Annotated in this window: 27 protein-coding genes; 4 read left to right on the top strand and 23 right to left on the bottom strand. The window is 48.5% G+C overall.

Going from position 1 to position 17,831, the window contains the following annotated elements; genetic code table 11:
* Positions 1-11: 11 nt before the first annotated feature.
* Entirely contained in the window at positions 12-332 is a 321-nt protein-coding gene (locus BFR57_RS08955; RefSeq protein ID WP_071463628.1) for a 2Fe-2S iron-sulfur cluster-binding protein, read from the top strand.
* Here BFR57_RS08955 and BFR57_RS08950 read toward each other — a convergent pair.
* The 5 genes from BFR57_RS08950 to prmB are packed head-to-tail and all read right to left on the bottom strand — an operon-like array spanning position 329 to position 4,167.
* Positions 329-1,471, bottom strand: a complete 1,143-nt coding sequence (locus BFR57_RS08950; RefSeq protein ID WP_071463627.1) for an ATP-NAD kinase family protein — start codon at positions 1,469-1,471, stop codon at positions 329-331. The genes BFR57_RS08955 and BFR57_RS08950 overlap by 4 nt on opposite strands.
* 7 nt (positions 1,472-1,478) lie before the next feature.
* Positions 1,479-1,610, bottom strand: a complete 132-nt coding sequence (locus tag BFR57_RS12745) for an entericidin A/B family lipoprotein (protein ID WP_083405101.1) — start codon at positions 1,608-1,610, stop codon at positions 1,479-1,481.
* A gap of 15 nt (positions 1,611-1,625) precedes the next feature.
* Positions 1,626-2,183: an elongation factor P hydroxylase gene (locus BFR57_RS08945; RefSeq protein ID WP_071463626.1), complete on the bottom strand. Its 558-nt coding sequence runs from the start codon at positions 2,181-2,183 to the stop codon at positions 1,626-1,628.
* Positions 2,155-3,231: a chorismate synthase gene (gene aroC / locus BFR57_RS08940; RefSeq protein WP_071463625.1), complete on the bottom strand. Its 1,077-nt coding sequence runs from the start codon at positions 3,229-3,231 to the stop codon at positions 2,155-2,157. The genes BFR57_RS08945 and aroC overlap by 29 nt, the downstream gene beginning before the upstream one ends.
* Positions 3,232-3,240: 9 nt before the next feature.
* Positions 3,241-4,167, bottom strand: coding sequence for a 50S ribosomal protein L3 N(5)-glutamine methyltransferase (prmB, locus tag BFR57_RS08935; RefSeq protein ID WP_071463624.1), 927 nt, complete (start codon positions 4,165-4,167; stop codon positions 3,241-3,243).
* A 77-nt stretch (positions 4,168-4,244) separates the two neighbouring features.
* Between prmB and smrB the strand changes: the two genes are divergently transcribed.
* Positions 4,245-4,820, top strand: coding sequence for an endonuclease SmrB (gene smrB, locus BFR57_RS08930; protein ID WP_071463623.1), 576 nt, complete (start codon positions 4,245-4,247; stop codon positions 4,818-4,820).
* Here smrB and sixA read toward each other — a convergent pair whose 3' ends face one another.
* Genes sixA through BFR57_RS08915 form a run of 3 tightly spaced genes read right to left on the bottom strand, consistent with a single transcriptional unit; the run spans position 4,821 to position 6,096 of the window.
* Positions 4,821-5,300, bottom strand: coding sequence for a phosphohistidine phosphatase SixA (gene sixA / locus BFR57_RS08925; RefSeq protein ID WP_071463622.1), 480 nt, complete (start codon positions 5,298-5,300; stop codon positions 4,821-4,823). It lies immediately after the preceding gene.
* Between the two features lie 17 nt (positions 5,301-5,317).
* Entirely contained in the window at positions 5,318-5,662 is a 345-nt protein-coding gene (locus BFR57_RS08920) for an RnfH family protein (RefSeq protein WP_071463621.1), read from the bottom strand.
* Positions 5,663-5,664: 2 nt separating this feature from the next.
* A complete protein-coding gene (locus BFR57_RS08915) occupies positions 5,665-6,096 on the bottom strand; it encodes a type II toxin-antitoxin system RatA family toxin (RefSeq protein ID WP_071463620.1) in 432 nt (143 codons plus the stop codon).
* A 108-nt stretch (positions 6,097-6,204) separates the two neighbouring features.
* On the opposite strand from BFR57_RS08915, the gene smpB reads away from it, so the two are divergent.
* Complete coding sequence (gene smpB / locus BFR57_RS08910; protein ID WP_071463619.1) at positions 6,205-6,684, top strand: SsrA-binding protein SmpB; 480 nt, start codon at positions 6,205-6,207, stop codon at positions 6,682-6,684.
* Between the two features lie 12 nt (positions 6,685-6,696).
* On the opposite strand, the gene BFR57_RS08905 is transcribed toward smpB, so the two are convergent.
* The 14 genes from BFR57_RS08905 to queE form a co-directional block, all read right to left on the bottom strand.
* Entirely contained in the window at positions 6,697-7,044 is a 348-nt protein-coding gene (locus BFR57_RS08905; protein ID WP_071463618.1) for a hypothetical protein, read from the bottom strand.
* A 22-nt stretch (positions 7,045-7,066) separates the two neighbouring features.
* Positions 7,067-7,504, bottom strand: coding sequence for a tetratricopeptide repeat protein (locus tag BFR57_RS08900; RefSeq protein ID WP_071463617.1), 438 nt, complete (start codon positions 7,502-7,504; stop codon positions 7,067-7,069).
* Positions 7,413-7,835 (bottom strand): DUF192 domain-containing protein, encoded by a 423-nt coding sequence (locus tag BFR57_RS12740; RefSeq protein ID WP_216096914.1) that lies wholly within the window; start codon positions 7,833-7,835, stop codon positions 7,413-7,415. Before BFR57_RS12740 ends, BFR57_RS08900 begins: the two co-directional genes overlap by 92 nt.
* Positions 7,835-8,569 carry a type II secretion system F family protein gene (locus BFR57_RS08895; protein WP_171903955.1) on the bottom strand — a complete coding sequence of 245 codons (735 nt, stop codon included), beginning with the start codon at positions 8,567-8,569 and terminating at the stop codon, positions 7,835-7,837. Before BFR57_RS08895 ends, BFR57_RS12740 begins: the two co-directional genes overlap by 1 nt.
* A gap of 59 nt (positions 8,570-8,628) precedes the next feature.
* A complete protein-coding gene (locus BFR57_RS08890) occupies positions 8,629-9,474 on the bottom strand; it encodes a type II secretion system F family protein (RefSeq protein ID WP_071463615.1) in 846 nt (281 codons plus the stop codon).
* A 4-nt stretch (positions 9,475-9,478) separates the two neighbouring features.
* Entirely contained in the window at positions 9,479-10,690 is a 1,212-nt protein-coding gene (locus BFR57_RS08885) for a CpaF family protein (RefSeq protein WP_071463614.1), read from the bottom strand.
* Positions 10,691-10,692: 2 nt separating this feature from the next.
* Positions 10,693-11,874 (bottom strand): pilus assembly protein N-terminal domain-containing protein, encoded by a 1,182-nt coding sequence (locus BFR57_RS08880; RefSeq protein ID WP_083405099.1) that lies wholly within the window; start codon positions 11,872-11,874, stop codon positions 10,693-10,695.
* Positions 11,875-11,887: 13 nt separating this feature from the next.
* Entirely contained in the window at positions 11,888-12,571 is a 684-nt protein-coding gene (cpaB, locus tag BFR57_RS08875) for a Flp pilus assembly protein CpaB (RefSeq protein WP_071463612.1), read from the bottom strand.
* Complete coding sequence (locus BFR57_RS12820; protein ID WP_143441066.1) at positions 12,568-12,759, bottom strand: hypothetical protein; 192 nt, start codon at positions 12,757-12,759, stop codon at positions 12,568-12,570. The genes cpaB and BFR57_RS12820 overlap by 4 nt, the downstream gene beginning before the upstream one ends.
* Positions 12,729-13,250: a hypothetical protein gene (locus BFR57_RS08870; RefSeq protein ID WP_071463611.1), complete on the bottom strand. Its 522-nt coding sequence runs from the start codon at positions 13,248-13,250 to the stop codon at positions 12,729-12,731. Before BFR57_RS08870 ends, BFR57_RS12820 begins: the two co-directional genes overlap by 31 nt.
* Entirely contained in the window at positions 13,220-13,783 is a 564-nt protein-coding gene (locus tag BFR57_RS08865) for a hypothetical protein (RefSeq protein WP_071463610.1), read from the bottom strand. Before BFR57_RS08865 ends, BFR57_RS08870 begins: the two co-directional genes overlap by 31 nt.
* Positions 13,767-14,999 carry a hypothetical protein gene (locus BFR57_RS08860; RefSeq protein ID WP_071463609.1) on the bottom strand — a complete coding sequence of 411 codons (1,233 nt, stop codon included), beginning with the start codon at positions 14,997-14,999 and terminating at the stop codon, positions 13,767-13,769. Before BFR57_RS08860 ends, BFR57_RS08865 begins: the two co-directional genes overlap by 17 nt.
* A complete protein-coding gene (locus BFR57_RS08855; RefSeq protein ID WP_071463608.1) occupies positions 14,996-15,286 on the bottom strand; it encodes a Flp family type IVb pilin in 291 nt (96 codons plus the stop codon). Before BFR57_RS08855 ends, BFR57_RS08860 begins: the two co-directional genes overlap by 4 nt.
* A gap of 88 nt (positions 15,287-15,374) precedes the next feature.
* Entirely contained in the window at positions 15,375-16,046 is a 672-nt protein-coding gene (gene queE, locus BFR57_RS08850) for a 7-carboxy-7-deazaguanine synthase QueE (RefSeq protein WP_071463607.1), read from the bottom strand.
* A 48-nt stretch (positions 16,047-16,094) separates the two neighbouring features.
* On the opposite strand from queE, the gene queC reads away from it, so the two are divergent.
* Complete coding sequence (gene queC, locus BFR57_RS08845) at positions 16,095-16,754, top strand: 7-cyano-7-deazaguanine synthase QueC (RefSeq protein ID WP_071463606.1); 660 nt, start codon at positions 16,095-16,097, stop codon at positions 16,752-16,754.
* Here queC and nagZ read toward each other — a convergent pair whose 3' ends face one another.
* Positions 16,755-17,759 carry a beta-N-acetylhexosaminidase gene (gene nagZ / locus BFR57_RS08840; RefSeq protein WP_071463605.1) on the bottom strand — a complete coding sequence of 335 codons (1,005 nt, stop codon included), beginning with the start codon at positions 17,757-17,759 and terminating at the stop codon, positions 16,755-16,757.
* Between the last annotated feature and the right edge of the window lie 72 nt (positions 17,760-17,831).

Raw genomic sequence — 17,831 nt, 5'->3', positions numbered from 1 at the left:
AGGAATGAATGATGCCAACCGTATATTTTGTTGATGCCGATGGTGGCCAACACGAGGCCGAAGTTGATGTGGGTACCAATGTAATGGAAGCCGCAACTGAAAATTTCATCGACGGAATTGTCGGTGAATGTGGTGGTGTTTTATCCTGCGCTACTTGTCATGTTTATGTCGACAAAGCCTGGTTAAGCAAACTACCCGAAGCGTCCGAGCAGGAAGAAGACATGCTCGATATGGCCATAGAACCGGAAGACAACAGCCGCCTGAGCTGTCAGATCGAAATGACCGAAGAGCTAGACGGTCTTGTCGTTCACTTGCCTAAACGTCAATTTTAATCGACGGCCTCAATGCGCACGACCACCTCATCGTGGTAACCGGTAATGACCGAAATCATTCCAGACCACGCGTGGTCGAGCGCTTCATCCCCGGAGTCGATACGCAAAGGGCGACCTTCTAAACCGTTCAATTTATTTTTCGTTGCAACGATCCAGAGATTTTCACGCCCAACCGCCTCTAACACACGTGGGCTTAATTGCTGATTACCGCGTCCAATGACGTGCCCTTGCCCACCGATCACCGTCACCAACAGCTTGACCTGCCCAGGTGGAATCTGCGTCACACGCTGATAGAGCTCAGCTTCGGTGAGATCCTGTGCCAACACATCGCCATCGTGGACCCAGTCAACACCGAGCAATGTATTGCTCAGCCCCATTTCTTCCATAATGGCGTTAATGGTAGAACCGGACCCTACAATCAAATACTCATCGTCCAGACGTTCTTCGATCTCAGCAGCTAAGTCTGCCAACACGAGTTCATCGCTCTCTTTACCGCCCATTTTAACGGCTTGAATATATTGCAGCTCGTCAGGCACTAACATCTCGCCGAAGCGTTTGGCTTTTACCGTGCCTTGGCGAAATAAATGCTCGTCAATGTCCATCACATCGGCATAGCGAACACTGGATAATCCGCCGCTAACCATATTCTCGATAACGCGTGCGGCTGCCTTTGGACTAATACTGTAAACGCCTGAGTGAATCTTCACCCCAGCCGGAATGCCAAGCACCAACTGCTCCGAATGAATCACGGTATAGACATCACGGGCAGTGCCGTCACCGCCCGCAAATACAATCAAGTCAGGGTTGTGTTGTTGGATTGCTTTAATTGCTGCTTGTGTATCAGTCGCTTCAGTTTGTTGTGCTTGAGGTTGATACACCACCTCATGCGCGAATCCAAGGCTTGCAAGGACATCCGCCCCCATTGCGCCCGCCGCAGTCACAAACTGAAGTTCGTCAGTAAGATGTTGCAGTTGTTGTAATGCCGTCGTTACTCGTTGATTGGCTTTTGGAGAGGCCCCTAAAGCAAGCGCTTTTTCACGCGTTTGCTCACCATCACTACCTTTGAGCGCTACCGCTCCACCGATCCCCGCAAAGGGGTTAATCACTAATCCAATCGAGAAACGACGGCTGTACTGCATGCGTTATTTAAGCTCCATTTTCATCCGCAGACTCTTCGATAGCTTCGCCTGCATCTTCAACATCTTGCCCCATACCTTCAATGGTAGAGCAACTTGCAAGACCAATGACCGCAATCAACATAGCAAAATAGCGTTTCATAATTCCTCCTCGATGTTAACGTGCCAACGCCTCAGCCGGAGGCCAGGATCGTTGGTAATAACGACATAATGCTTGAGCAAAAACTTTCGCTCTTGTCGGTAATGAAGTACGCATAAAATCGAAAAGTTGATCGCTTACTCTCGCAGCAAAAGCCTCGCGGTCGACTTCGATGCCCGATAAATTATCCACGCTGACTTGGAATGGCACATCTGCACACAACGAAAATAATTGTTCGAGCGCTTGAGGTTTTACTTCAACTTTTTCAAACTGCTGTTGCTGCGCGTGATCACGACCATCAGGAATATACCAATAACCGTAATCAAAAATATGTCGCCGCACCTTACCCGCAAGGCACCAGTGCGCGACCTCGTGCAATGCAGATGCATAAAAGCCGTGCGCAAAAACGACCTGATGATAGGTTTCGCCCTCTGCTGCGGGGCGATAGTAGGGTTCATCGTCACCCCGTACTAAAACGGTCTGTTCAGTATCTGCAAAACACTGATTAAAAATATCGATTAACTGTTGATAGTGACGTGACTGATGCTCACAGCTGGGTCCGCTGTACGTCTGCATTCTGACCTCTATCACGTAAAAAATGATCCACTAAAACCAATGCCATCATCGCCTCAACAATAGGAACCGCACGAATGCCAACACAGGGATCGTGACGTCCTTTAGTGACAATATCAACAGGTTCACCCTCGGTTGTGATTGTTTTACCTGGAATACTAATGCTCGAGGTGGGCTTAAATGCCACTTCCGCAGTCACCGTTTGTCCTGTTGAAATCCCGCCGAGTACGCCGCCGGCATGATTGGATTGAAATCCTGCTGTGGTCATTTCATCACGATGCTCGCTACCACGCTGCGTCACCACGTCAAAGCCATCGCCCACCGCAACCGCTTTTGCCGCATTAATGCTCATCAATGCCTTGGCTATATCTGCATCTAAACGATCAAATACTGGCTCTCCCCAGCCAACAGGAACGCCCTGAGCTTCTACATAAATGCGTGCACCAACCGAATCGCCTTGCTTTTTCAACTCGCGTATCAACGCGTCCATCGGCTCAACCGCATCGGGATTAGCGCAGAAAAACGCGTTTTCGTTAACCGCAGACCATGCTTTTATCGGCGCCTGCACGGAGCCCATTTGCGTCAACGCGGCACGAATACTGATCCCTTGCTGTGCCAATACTTTGGCTGCGATAGCGCCCGCTGCGACACGCATTGCAGTCTCGCGTGCTGACGAACGGCCGCCGCCTCGATAATCGCGGATACCGTATTTTTTTAGGTAGGTATAGTCGGCATGACCTGGGCGAAACTGTTGTTTGATGGCGCTGTAGTCTTGACTTCGTTGATCTTGATTACGAATAACCAACCCAATCGGTGTCCCCGTAGTGCGACCTTCAAACACACCCGATAAAATCTCAACCTGATCAGGTTCTTGCCGTTGCGTGGTGTAGCGGCTAGTGCCAGGACGACGCCGGTCAAGTGCTTGTTGTATATCTTCATGACTGAGCTCGATACCTGCTGGACATCCGTCAATTACAGCGCCTAGCCCCACACCATGACTTTCACCAAAAGTCGTTACGGTAAATAATGTACCCCACGTATTCCCGGCCATGACTCGCTCCTACGAATTTCCGTAACACGCACGGTGATGTTCAAGTTGTGCTTTATTAAGCACAAAGACACCGTGTCCACCGCGCTCAAACTCCAACCAGATAAAGCCGGTCTCAGGATACTTCTCATCCAGTGCTGTCATTGAATTACCGACCTCACAGAATAACAAACCATTATCCGTTAAATGATCGGCGGCCTCGAGTAACATAGTGTCCACCAAACTTAAGCCATCATCACCGGCGGCTAAACCGAGCTCTGGTTCATGCTTAAACTCATCCGGTAAATCCGACATATCTTCGGCATCAACGTAGGGCGGATTGGTAACAATTAAGTCATATTGTTGACCTTGCAGCCCAGCAAACACATCGGATTGAATAGGAAACACTTGCGCATCGAGTCCATGCTCAGCAATATTGTATTCTGCTACCGCCAACGCATCAGTCGATATATCCGTGGCATCCACTTCGGCCTCTGGAAACGCATAGGCACACGCAATCGCAATACACCCACTGCCGGTACACATGTCTAATACTCGTTCAGGAGCCTGCGTCAACCACGGTTGAAAGCCTTGTTCGATAAGTTCGGCAAAAGGCGAACGCGGAACCAAAACGCGCTCATCCACGTAGAACGGTAAGCCTGCAAACCAAGCTTGTTTCAAGATGTAAGCAGCTGGCGTGCGCTCAGCAATCCGACGACCGAGTAACGCTACATAATTCTGCTTCTCTTGGGTGGTCAAACGGCAGTGGCGCATATCAATAAGTTCATCAGGCGTTAATGACACCACATGTCCGAGCAGCGCTCGCGCTTCTTCCACGGCGTTGGCGTACCCATGCCCGAAATAGACGCCGGCGCTGGCCATTTGACTGACACTCCAGCGTAAAATGTCATCAATCGTGTGTAATTCATTAATAGCTTGCTGAGTCGCTTCTGAATCCAAACTTATCCCCTGATAGTAAATCGGTTATACTTAACTGCTGTATAAGATACCTTAAGCGGCGCTAGGAATCATCCACCATGGCTTCAAAATACAAATTGAGTGATAAAAAAAATAGCGACCATGATGCTGTATTCGATGCAGATGATCGCAGTCTGTTTAGGCAAGCGATGGCAGGTATTCAACCCTTAGAAAGCGATGAGGTTGCGCCGCTATCAGCACGAGAGAAAATAAAGCAAAAGCACCACAAACGTCAGAAGCGAGCAGTGAAAGATGTTCAAGACGTTGTACGAGATACATTTTCTGATAACTTCGAAGGCTATTTAGGCGATGACAAAGTAGCGTATACAGCCCCAGGTGAAAGCAGCTACTTAGCAAAACAATTACGCCGCGGTGACTACGCTCCAGAAATGTTACTTGATTTGCACGGTCTAACCGTTGCACAGGCTAAACACGAATTGGCCGCGATGTTGTCGGCTTGCGAGAAAGAGTTAATACAGTGCTGTTCGGTCATGCACGGCCATGGCACTGGAATACTGAAAAAACAATTGCCTCATTGGCTTATCCAACATCCTGCCGTGCGCGCCTTTCACCAAGCACCTAAAACCTTTGGCGGCGATGCAGCGGTACTGATACTGCTAAAAGCGCCTGAATAACTATTCGCAGTGTTCCGGCTGCATGAGCTGTTGCAGCTTCCCGGTGCCGGTAGCCGAGTCAAAGTCAATTTCAGCGATCGCTGCCGTTGAGAAGATCGGCGGTTGTTGGGTCTTGTCAATTTCGGCCACTAAATAGCTTACTAATGGCATGTGCGTCACCACCAAAGCCGATTGCACTCCCGATACCGCGATTTCGGCGGCGAGCTCAGTGACGGTCTCGTGCACCCGTTTCTCAGGTGTTAAACAATCCAAGACCTTAACTTGCTGGCAATTTAATCGCTCATTCATGACTTTTTGCGTTTCTCGCGCACGCTGATAGGGGCTGGTATAGCACTGCTCAACAACTTCGCATTGTCGTTTCAGCCATTCGCTCGCATGTCGTACTTCGGTAATCCCCTCGTCAGTGAGACGACGTTCACTATCCGGCCAAGGATCAGACATCGGTTCGGCTTGCCCATGACGCATGATATAAAGCTTCATCCCAACTCCTACTTCGCTTAGTCGCTCGTTCGTCGTTTCGCATCGGGCCGCCCACCCGTCACTTTATCGGCGCGCCCTTCTTGTTTTGCTCGTTCCGCCCGTTTTTTACGTATCGCTTTTGGATCCGCGATGAGTGGACGATAAATCTCAATACGATCACCATCCCGCGGCTGCGCATCGAGTTTTGTTGCCTTACTCCAAATTCCTACTTTCTGTTTCTCAAGGTCAATATCAGTGAATTGTTCCAGTATACCCGACCGTTCAATACAGGTTTTTACGTCGGTGCCCTCAGCCACACTCACTGTTAAGATCGCTTGTCGCTCTGGTGTCGCGTAGGCAACTTCAATCACCATCATCGCCATAGCTAACCGTACACCTGCTTGGCGCGCTGAGCAAAGGCATCAACCATACGCGCGGTCACCTCACTAAATACCTTACCAAAAGCCATACCCAATAATCGGTTTGAAAATTCAAAGCTTAGGTCAAATTGAATTTTACACGCGTTATCGGCGAGCGGAATAAACTGCCACCCTCCGCTCAGTGACTCAAACGGACCGTCTTCAAGCGACATATCGATGCGCTCAGGTTTAAATAAACGGTTGCGCGTAGTGAACCGTTTTTTAATACCCGCCTTACTAATATCGAGGCTAGCAACCTTAAAGTCCGAGTTAGATTCATGTACTTGAGAGCCAACACAACCCGGTACAAAGTCTGGGTATGACTCAATGTCATTGACCAAGTCAAACATCTGCTCAGCGCTGTATGAGACCAGCGTGCTTTTTGATATGCTAGGCATGAATCCTCTGTCGCTTACTTCGTTTAGCGCAATGATAACTCAAACACGTATTCATTGAAGCCCTTAAAATGAATTTTCTTTTAGTTTTTCATGGGTATAATAGTTGCCATGAGTAAGAAAAAATCACAATCAAATAGTTCGACCATCGCACTGAATAAAAAAGCACGTCATGAATATTTTCTTGAAGAAAAATTTGAGGCGGGCATCAGCCTACAAGGCTGGGAAGTAAAAAGTATTCGTGAAGGAAAGGTCAATATTCGCGACAGCTACGTCATAATGAAAAACGGCGAAGCGTATTTACTGGGTGCGGAAATTCAGCCGCTCACGCAGGCGTCGAGTCATGTCTATTGTGAACCGGATCGTTCGCGTAAGCTGCTGTTAAAAAAGAAAGAATTAGACAAACTCATTGGTGCGTCTGAACGTGAAGGGTTCGCGGTCGTTGCGACAGCCATGTATTGGAAGCACTGCTGGGTCAAACTGGAGTGTTATCTGGCTAAAGGCAAGAAGTCTCACGACAAGCGCGATACTGTTAAAGAGCGTGACTGGCAACGTCAGAAATCACGTATTCTCAAGCACTCGGTGCGTTAGCCCAAAGAACAATCAGCGGTTATCCGGTAGCTCAATACGCCACTGGTTATGCGCGGGCTGACCCTCAACATGATCAGCCCAATAGCGTATTTGTAGTGCCGTAACAGGCTGGATAACCACATAAACGCGGTCTGACACTCCAATTAATTTTACTCGCCAAGGTACTTCAGAACCCATTAAGTAACCTGAGAACTCCTGAATTGTAGGAGAGCGTTGCATTCGCTCAGATTGGAGTTGCCAAGCAGCAACAATCATTCTCATATACTCAGCGCTAAGAGCGTTCTGTAGCCAGTTTTGCCGTTGTACGGTAATCGTCATAGCGCCAGCGGGTAGCACTAAACTCAATAGCGCTACTAACATGATGCTCACCATGAAACCTCGGTTAAGGGTGCTCATTGCCTATATTGACGCGTTGAAGCTTAAGCAATAGGGCTAGTAAGCGTTCATCTTCATCGGGCAAGCGTTGCAATTGCGTGCGAGCTCTCATCAAAGTCGCTGTTGTTTGTCGCAGTTCTGTCAACGCTAAATTGTGCCACACATCGGCCTCGTGAGGATTAAGTTGCACAGACTTTTGGTACGCCTCACGCGCAGCCTCTAACCGGTGTTGTCGAAGATGAATATTGCCAAGTAAGCGCCAACTCGCTGCACTTCCTGCACCATTCTGATGTAATGCATTGAGTTGCTGCTCCGCCGATAACAGGTCACCCTGCTCGTACCATGCTTTAGCATTACCCAGCTGATATTGCGCGTACTGAGGCGACTGTGGTGTGCTCGTGCATGCGCTCAAACACAATACGAGTAGCCCAATGCTTTTTTTCATTTTGACTCCTTGCCTCTAAATGGAGCTTTGCTCCAACCCAAGATTCGAGTGGATACGGGCTCAATGCACACAGTTCGACCACTGTATGCGCCTGCTTCTGAATGTAAGTTTTATTCGGTGTTAGTAAACGCTTCACATTAATTATGATGCCTGTCCTATCAAGCGCTACCACATCAATTGGGAAACGCATACCAAAGGTATGTACAGCGCGACAGCCTGGAAACCAAATTGCACTCAGTGGAGTCAACTCGGTTAGTGCTGTAACACCGCGTAAACGTGAAAAATAGCCTGTTAGATAATGCGTGTCGGGCCAAATGATAGTGCTCGTCACTAGTATCCCCCTTGGTACAACTGAATAAAGATGGGTCCCAAAATCACTAAAAAATTCACCGGAAAAAAACAACTAAGTAACGGTAGCAGTAATTTTACGGGCGCCTCTTGAGCCTTCTTTTCAGCTTGATTAAGCTGTTCATCGCGCAGTTGCTCAGAGAAAAACATCAACGCATCGATTAGACTATTGCCTTGTTGGTAACCTCGGTTTAACAGCTTGCACCATTCACTCAAAACGTTAACGCGGTATAAATCGGCTAAACTAAATAATGCGCTGCCTAGGTCAGTACCACGCCTAATCTGTTGTCCAATATAATGTATCTCTCGCGCTAAATAGCCCGTACTCGACGCATTGGAAACTCGGTCAAGTGCAGGAATTAAAGGTAACCCTGATGCCAACATCATCCCAAGCAAATCACAGAAGTCGGGCAGTTCACGATAAATGTGCGCTTGTTTACTACGAAATTGCCGTTGACCGCGCTGGATAATTAAGGCGGTGACCAACATTAACAACATCAATAACCAGCCTAATTGCAGCACAGCACTCACAAGCGCCAGCAGCGCAATTACACAACTGACATTAATGACACGACAATGAAAGTTGGTGTTTTTTTGCTCTAAGTCGAACCAACGTCGCAGTAAAATCTGTGTCCGTAGAGGAATTTTCTGGTACACGCGTTCACAGACGCGCTCCCAGCGTTCAGCTAGCCGAAAAATTCTCGCTAGCCAAATCAATAAACCACTTAAAAGACAGCAAAGCACGAATAAACAAAAAACTATAATAACGAGTTGCATTAAAAATCGTCTGTATTGAGAATGCGCTTAACCATCATTGCGCCGATTAAAGTCAAAATCACGGCCGCACCGAGTGCCACCTGACCGATCAGGGTTCCAGTCAAATAAGCAGTATGAGTCGGTTTCATCCAATTGAGCAGAAGAAACAATGCCAATGGCATACTAATTAAGACCCACGCCTGCATGCGCCCTTGCGCTGATAATGCTTGTTGTCGGTCCCTTACCTTTTGTTGTTGACCCAAGTTTTCCGCAAGCCTCCGCAACACTTGTGACTGCTGCCCACCATTGCGGTATCCCAATATTAAGGCTTGGACCACGAGCGTAATGCTAAAAATAGGTACCCGCTGTTGCCAGTTGGCAAGCGCACTGGGCAAGTCATCGCCTAACTTAATTTGGCGGATGATTTCGTTCACCTCCTGTCCTAGCGGTGCCTCAAACTCGTCAAAAAGTGTAGTGACCGCATTCACCATACTCATCCCTGACTTCAATTGATTAGATAGATTCATTAGCAACATCGGTAACTGTCGTTGCAACGCGCGGTAGCGTTTATTCCGTAACCAACGGTAGATCATTGGCGGTGATATTAAGCAAACAGCCAAAGTGACGCCAGCCGACCGCCCTCCCAATGTAATGCCCATCAGTAGTGGTAAGATGCAACTGGTAATCAAATACCCCCTGATTAGCCACTTAACGGGTAAGAAAACGAAAAACTCTTGTAGCGAGCGTTGCGTGTGATGCGCCAACGTGCCCTCAATCGCTTGTATGCGATTGCGATTAAGTTGACGCATCCAGATCAACCAAATAGCAATAGTCAGGAGCACGCTCACAATAACCGCAATTAACATCGGTTTATCCCATCAATGTTTGTGCTAATTGCTCTTGGAGTTCGGGCGGTTGCGAGGCAGCAAACCTTGCCGGCATGCCTTGGCTTACCAGACTGCCCTCGCCTCGGTGCCGGGAAAACAAGGTTCCGATCTGTAATGTTTCTCCATCAATACCCGTGACTTCATCAATACTGGTAACAACGCGCTGGCCACTGCTCAACCGGGCGGTTTGCACAATTAAATCAACTGCACTAGCGATTTGCTGACGAATAGCGAAGATCGGTAAATCCATTGAACCCATTAAGACCATAATCTCGAGACGACGCACAGCATCTCGCGCTGTATTTGCATGCACCGTGCTTAATGAACCCGCATGACCTGTATTCATTGCTTGCAGCATATCGAGTGCCTCAGCACCACGACACTCACCCACGACAATACGGTCAGGGCGCATCCGCAATGAGTTGATAACTAAATCACGAATGTGTATCGCACCTTTACCCTCTTGGTTTTTCGGACGCGCCTCGAGTGACACCAAGTTTTTGTGCTGTAGTCTAAGCTCAGCAGCGTCTTCAATGGTAACAATACGTTCATCACTCGGGATAAACGATGACAAGGTGTTTAATAAAGTTGTCTTACCGCTACCTGTGCCGCCCGAAATAATAATATTCTGGCGACACTCAACAGCGAGTTTCAGGAATTCCGCTGCTTGGGGGGTTAATGAGCCAAATCTAATTAAATCGTCGATGACCAGGGGTTTAGATGAAAACTTACGAATCGTAATACAACTGCCTTTTACCGCGAGTGGCTGCAGTACCGCATTGACTCGAGACCCATCAGGTAGCCGAGCGTCCACCATCGGAGACGAATCATCAACATGCCGACCTAATGGTAATACAATACGCTCAATAACTCGCCGCAAACTGGACTCGTCGCTAAATGTTAGACCAGAGTTCGCTAGTCGCCCTGAGCGCTCGACGAAAACTTGATCGTAACGGTTGACCATGATCTCCGATACCGACTCATCGCGAAGCAACGTCTCAATCGGTCCCAATCCAAGTACTTCGTCAATAACATCAGCGACGGCATCTTCAGATACCTGTGACTGATGATGGTTGAGATCAAGTAAATAGCGTTTAGCATGTTCGCGTAATTCAGCCGCGGGCAAATCCTGTACGCCCGACTGTCGCTGTTGCAGATGAGTCTTAAGCGCTTGTCGTAGCTGTTGTTTATCCATACTCACTCCTTGAGTCCAATGCAGCCTGCTTGTAAGTACCATTGCTGAGCTTGTTCACGATAGCGTTGTTTCAGTGCTTGACGTTGATGGTCGTATGCCACAATTTCACTGGTAACAAAAATAAGTAATTCAGTATGCTGATTCCGTTGCCCACGCTGCTTAAACACTTCTCCAGCAATAGGTAACTGTTTTAAGCCCGGAAGCCCAGCTTCAGATTCACTACTGTCGGTACTGAGCAAACCGGATAAAACGACTGTCTCACCATGTTGAGCACTCAACACGGCTTCTGTGCGTCGCGTAAGAATACCGGGTACACCATTCACTTCGACTGCTGGGTCAATGTTTGATACTTCGGCGCTCAATTTAGCTGTGATTTTATTTTCCGCGGCAACCACAGGGTCAATGGTTAATCGGACGCCGTATTCACGAAAACTAACATCTTGCATACCTTGCCCAACGACCTGAGGAATGGGGATTTCGCCACCTGCAAGAAAAGATGCAGGTTGCCCACTTTGAGTCGTTAATACGGGCGTTGCCAATAGTTTTGCAGCACCTTGTTGCTCAAGTAACTGAATATTCGACATCAGCAGAGGACTCCATTCGACGCCGCCTTGACGCCCCAACTGCCAGTTCGGTCCTGCTATTTGGGAGTCCCATTGAATACCCAATTGCTGCACAAACTGCTGCTTAATTTCTAAGATAGTCACCTTAAGCCGTAACATCGGATGTTCAACCTGAGTCGATGTAGTTCTATCGATAATATTTGGATAAGGTTCTATCAACTTTTTAAGCGTCGCTCTTTTGGATTCAGGTAACGCCCCCGCCAACTCAATTTGCTGGCCCTGACGCTTAATGCTAAAGCTCTGATAGTCCCGCTGCCAAGCCTTCAAGCGTGCCAGAACATTGGTTGGCACAGTGTGCAACACAGTAATCACCACTCGTCTGTCGTCGGGTCCAATCAACCACATATCCGTGGTACCAGGCATTAATCCACGTACCAGTAAGGTATCTTGAGAAACAAGCTTAGCTTGCGCTAGGGATTCATTGGCTATCATCACCTGAGTACTCGGCGTGATACTCACCCGCTCGCTCTGTCCAACCGTAATGACAAGCTTTTCAACCGTTGTAGCGATGCATGGCTGTGCAATGACAGCAAGCAACATGATGAGTAGATGTCTCAACATTGTGGATTCGCTCCTACCAATCTAAAATCGCCGACCGACGCACCTGAGTTTGCCAGGGGCGACTTTTCTCCCCTGCTGCTCTCACCCACCATTGCATACCCTCGCCGATCATTTGCCCAAGTTGCAGCCGTTGCTGAGCAGAGACAGCTAAAGTGACCGATAATCCGCTTCCATTTTCCGCTCCATTGATGGAAAGCACCCGAATATTTTCAACAACCTGCAGCGTCTCCCGTAACTGATTTCTGCTCACTAAGTCGACGCGATCATCAGGCTGCAATTGGCCGTTGTGAACCTGCATCACGTCAACGGGCAACGTGATTGCCCAATACCCAGCAGGTAAGGTATCAGCCATACGCTTTTGATAACTAAGCTCAAATTGCGTCTCTTCGACAGGTGTTCCGGCCGTTACCGAATGCTTTAGAGGTAAATCTAAAATGCTGCCGACATAGTCCTCAGTCATCCATGTCGGATTAACAAGGTGAGCAGGATATTGCCGAAGTGAGAGCATTGAAGTGTCAACCAACGTACCTGCTGCTAAATCTTGACTGAACACCACAATAGCCTGTTCGGGGGGCGTTTCTGCCCTCAATCGCTTGGCGGTTTCGTAATTAAGATAAGAGCGCAGCAGCCACAAAGTGAAAGCCGTCAACACGACACTGAGCAGCAATAAAATAATCCATTGCCTTTTTGCCTTCACATTCCACTCCCTGGTACAAAGCTGATTAAGTTCAATACGGTTTTAAAATGTAGGGACAATAACTGTCCAAGCTGTTTAAGTTGCTCAACTATCGACTGCCCCCACTCAGTACCAAATAAAAATACAAAGCACATGAATAGTAGAATAAGTGACTCAGTCAGCGCTTGTCCTGTTGCGTTTTTAACCATATCAACACCGTCCATTGGCGATAGTTATAGATGCTAAGCAAGCTACTTAATGCAGGAATATGGATAAGTTCTTGAGTGTCATCGACCGATATTCGTTGACGTTTTAGCTGACTCAAGCGGAACTCCAGTTGCCGTCGTAGGGCAACACGACCGACTGGTTCGATGAATAGCCAATATTGATACGCATGTTGACGCCCGTAGCCATAAGGCTCTAATCCAATATTGACAGGTGGAGGCGTGGTCACCTTTGCCGTCGCATCAATCGATGAAAGCCACCAAGCCTCATCATCGCCCTGATGCAAAAACCAGATCTTGTGTTCAACTTCACATACCCAAAGCTTTAACTCGACCGTAAGCGGACAGTTTGGAAACTTTTGTGCCAGTATCTGCCAATCGGGTTGCACCGGCTTGAGCAAGCGCATCATCTTGTGCGTGGGGTCAGGCTCCATCCACGACCACATTAGCAAAGCCACTGGAATATCCGCGAACATGTTTCTTCCTCCTCTGGAACAATCTCGTCATCGATATAACCCCAAATTAGTGACTCACTAGAGAATTCCCGCGCAAACGGCAAAATAGCAATAACGTCCCTCACGGTATTGAGCCATCCCATATCTAGCACCCGATTAATTACCCAGCCCGCGGGTCGGTCGCGCAACTCCGCATCTTCTTTGGCAGCCCAGTCATTGCGTAATTGAGCCATTTTCCATAGTGGTGTTTGCTGTTTTGTTCGCATGAGGTTATCGACATCTAAATCGTTCTTTACCAACTTATCGAGCGGCCCCAACAAGCGATGACTTACTTTGGCTGACGCGTAGTCACTCGAACGCTGCAGTTTCTCTGAATCCACAGGGTCGGCAAAAATACGTTGGCGTTGCTCTATTAGCGTTGTCTCACTGGTTTTGACAGCTGGCACTAATACGTCGGCGAGAGAAAGAATCAGAATGACCCACAGTCCTGCAACAATCAAAGACTCGACTAACACGTGCCCCTGACAAACCGAAGATTTAGGTCGATTTTTCATAGGCTTGAATACCGAGTACAGTTTTTTCCACGAGCGATAACGGCGCGATACGGGTTTGCCATAGTGCGTTAAATAAATTTTCTCGCTCTCGCTCACCATCCGAGCGCGGAAATAAGCTGTTGGGACGAGAAAAGAAGACTTCCGCTTTTGCTACGGCTTGTTGCTCCGATTCAGGGTCAGTGATTTTCACCACAATTTTATCGGCTCCCAGACGTGCAGTATGTTGCAAGCGCACGAAGCGAAACGCAGGCTGCTTAACTTTTAAGCGCGGCATCGACTTCCAACCGAGCCATGTGGCCCATGGGTTTATCCATTCAGATTCGCCATAAATCGACGCCCAACGTTTAACCCGAACGTACTGTGCAGACGCTCCCCAGGCCAGTGGGAGCCGCTCTTTCATGCTGCCGAACGCCCAGTATTTACGCCAATGCGCTGAGACAGTATCGATGGCGTGCCAATTCCATTCACCATTCCAACGCGTTACCAAGTCGCTACCTCCGGCTCGACGAATTTTTAGTGCATAGGTATCGAGCCAATTGTAGGTTCGCTTTTTAGAAAACGGATCGCGGCTTTTCAGCACGAGCGTTTTAAAAAACGCTGACTGTTCTTTGTCACGGGTTGACTCGACTTGAGTTAGCCGCCACCAAAGCGCTGGAAAAGGAACAATACCGCCACCATGAAAGGCATCCCACTCAAGTGTCTCATCGTGTGCCGCCACCACATCTTTCAAGGAAAATGGGATTTCTGCAATTAAGGTATGTTGTAACACGGTCTGTAATGCAGAAATGGCCTGAATGATGGCAACATGAAGCATCACCACTGCCGACAAACCACGCTCCGTGCCCAGCTTAATACCTTTCAAGGCGCGCTTCAGCGTCAACATAGGTCCCGTCAATACAGGCACCAAGGACAAAACGGTGGAACTGTTATTCAGTAATGACAGCATCATATTAAACCAGCTATGTAAGCCAACCCACTGAGCAAGGGCGACTTGGTTGCCTATTAAGGCGCGGTTTAACAACGCTGCAAAATTGAGCTGACGCGCCATTAGCACGCCAGCACTCATTGCCGCATTATCAGCAACGCTCTGTAAGTAGAATTGCCGCCGCGCATGTTGGCCTAACTGCGTCACGGAGAGTAGCGCGAGGCAAAGTAATATCGAAAAAGCCAAATAAAGTGGTAGCGCCATGCCGCGGCTAATAGCAACCCGCTTCATTGCTCTTCCGTTTTGTTGGGTTCATCGTAGTTACCCAAGTTAATATTTTTCTTGGCTACTGTTGAGGCGGTTCGGGCTGACTGACGTGCTTGGTTGATTTCCGCCGAAGCACTTTGTCCGGTCATCTCTTTAGCGAGCCCAGCGACTTGATTACGTAAGCTCTGACCGAACATCGAATACACGCCGATGGCCGCCACCGCGATCAACGCCACTATAATAATATACTCGGTCATCCCCTGACCGCGCTGCTTAAATTTCGATGATGCTTTATAGTGAAACTGGCACATACCTGTTCCTCAAATTGAAAAGGGAACAGGCAGTATAGAAAGGAAATTCCAGACTCGCCCTGCCTAGCAGGGCTGATCTAAGATTAACTTACTCGATATTAAGATATTTATGCATCTGCACCGACAAGCGCCAGTTACGCTCAATACAGATTTTCATCGCTAATTCAGTAGCACGCGGGCGTTGGCTGATAGGCTGCAGGCAAATCACTACATCCGATTTAAGCTTTTGTCCTTGCAACAATCTGTCTAAAGCATCTATATGTTTTTGCATAGCTACCGGATGCTTGATCTCATCGGCACGACTCAGGCAATCGCTGCGCACTAAATACCCCCCCGGCATATCGAGCTTGGGCGATACTGTCACCCAGGTATCGGCCGTAATGAGCAACTCATAAGTACCGCTAGTTTCTATCTGTAATCGCATACCTTGGGCTTCCAGCGCCTCACCGAGCGCTCGCAAATCATACATTGCAGGCTCACCGCCGGTAATCACGACGTGCTTAGCACGATAGCCGCGTTGCTTTATCAGTTCGACAATATCAGCACTGGACATCTCCGCCCACTCGGACGTTGCCTCAGGCTTTGCCATCATCGTTGCAACTGACACTTGGTCTTCTTGCTTTACGTCCCACGTGTGTTGCGTATCACACCAAGGGCAACCAACAGGACACCCCTGTAAGCGGATAAAAATGGAAGGCACACCCGTAAAGGTCCCCTCACCCTGCAGAGTTTCAAAAATTTCGTTAATGCGGTAAGTCATGATTTTCGCTAAAATGATTGGGAGCTTAATTATACGGGGAGTCAGCGAATGTCGCAAAAGGTGGTTGTCATTTATTCAGGTGGAATGGATTCATTTACAGTACTGAATAAAGCATTAGAGCAAGGTCATGAAGTATCGGCATTGTCCTTTAATTATGGTCAACGCCATGTGCGCGAGCTAGACGTGGCAGCTAAAGTTTGCGAAGCACTCAATATTGCTCACAAAATCGTTGATATAACCGCAATTAACACCTTGTTAGCGGGTAGTTCTCTGACTGACGATATCGAGATTCCGGAAGGTCATTACGAAGAGTCTTCAATGAAGTCGACTGTAGTGCCCAACCGCAATATGATTTTGTTGTCATTAGCGATCGGTTACGCCGTCTCTGAGGGCGCCAATGCGGTTTATTACGGAGCCCACTCAGGCGATCACGCAATTTATCCCGATTGCCGCCCCGAATTTGTACGCCAGATGAACGTGGTCAGTCAGTTAGCAAACTACGAACCTGTAGAAGTGGTTGCGCCTTACCTTGATGTTGATAAAAATGCCATTCTCGCTGACGGCTTGCGTATGGAACTGAACTACGCAGATACGTGGACCTGCTACAACGGACGCGATAAAGCCTGTGGTAAATGCGGTGCCTGTGTCGAGCGGTTAGAGGCCTTTGCCGCCAATGGCGTCACCGACCCCCTTCCCTACGAAGCTTAATTAACCGCTGATACGCTCGAGCCAGCGTTGCACTTCCTGCCAACGGTTCGAGCGTTGTAGCTCATCCATACGCTCGTAATTAGCAGCGCCCAACATCGCTTGTAACCGCTGACGACTGCGAGCCGAGGTATCAGGTAACGGCTGTTGCAGTAGTTCAAAGGCCGCATCGCGATCATTACATACCAGTATCATGTCGCAACCCGCCTCCAGTGCTGCCAGTGCACGCTGACGCATATCGCCAACCACTGTCGCACCTTGCATCGACAAATCATCGCTAAAAATCAGCCCGTTAAAGCCCAGTTGTTCGCGCAGTATGGTTTGTAACCAATAATGAGAAAATCCCGCTGGCTGCGGATCAACCTGATCGTAAATCACATGCGCAGGCATCATGCCTGCAAGTCGATCGGCCAACATGTCAAAAACAGGTAGATCGGTATTAAAAATGGCTTCTTTTGAGCGGCTGTCAACTGGCACTGCAAAGTGTGAGTCCGCTGCTACCGAGCCGTGTCCGGGAAAATGCTTACCTGTTGCGCCCATACCTGCTTCATGCATGCCCTCAATAAATGCTTGCGCAACATGCGCGACCTTCTGAACGTCGCTCGCAAAGGCACGGTCACCAATCACTTCGCTACATCCATTAATATCCAATACCGGCGCAAAACTGATATCAACCCCTACGGCTCTAACTTCTCTCGCCATAAGCCATCCCAAGTCTTGCGCCGCCGCAAGCTGTTCATCTTGCGGCAGTTCAGCAATACGTGCCATAGCTGGGATAGCACTGAAACCATCGCGAAACCGTTGTACTCGCCCACCCTCATGGTCAACAGCGACTAACAGTGGTGTTTCAGACGCCTCACGCGCAGCCGCAACAAGGCTTTCCACTTGTTCAATACTGACAAAGTTGCGGGTGAACAATATCAGTCCGTTAACATCCGGATGCGCTAATAGTTGCTTATCTTCGGCGGTTAACTCAGTACCCGCGATATCGATCATTACCTGTGCCATGCCATCATCTCATTTCTTCATAGTAATAAGCGCTAGTTTGCCAGAGGTGGCTGAATTGTACAGCTTGACCGA

The organism is Idiomarina sp. MD25a (genome assembly GCF_001870515.1).
Classification (GTDB): domain Bacteria; phylum Pseudomonadota; class Gammaproteobacteria; order Enterobacterales; family Alteromonadaceae; genus Idiomarina.
This window is presented reverse-complemented; position numbering and strand designations above follow the sequence as displayed.